The sequence below is a fragment of the Pseudomonas sp. 2995-1 genome, from assembly GCF_002742505.1.
GTDB lineage: Bacteria > Pseudomonadota > Gammaproteobacteria > Pseudomonadales > Pseudomonadaceae > Aquipseudomonas > Aquipseudomonas sivasensis.
Genome location: NZ_LJSA01000103.1, coordinates 1 through 248, shown reverse-complemented (window position 1 = coordinate 248; position 248 = coordinate 1). Strand labels below are relative to the sequence as shown.

Below are 248 nucleotides of genomic sequence, written 5' to 3'. Positions count from 1 at the left end.
GCGTTTACCCGTATCCTATATTTAGCAAGCTCCAGTGCTGCCATCTTCATAAAGGCAGTCTGACCAGCCTTGGAAGTACTGTACGCTGACATACCGATATTCGAGAAGTCTCTATTTCCATTTATAGAACTAGTAATGATGATACTCCCTCCCTTTTCCTTCATTAAAGGGATACTATGTTTTACAAATAAAAAAGTACTTTTCAAATTCGTTTCAATTGTTTGATCCCACTGAGACACATCCATTTC

Annotated in this window: 1 protein-coding gene; it reads right to left on the bottom strand. The window is 38.3% G+C overall.

Annotation, left to right across the window (positions count from 1 at the left end):
• A partial coding sequence (locus AOA61_RS00325; protein WP_143521137.1) for an SDR family NAD(P)-dependent oxidoreductase occupies positions 1 to 248 on the bottom strand: 248 nt, incomplete at both ends.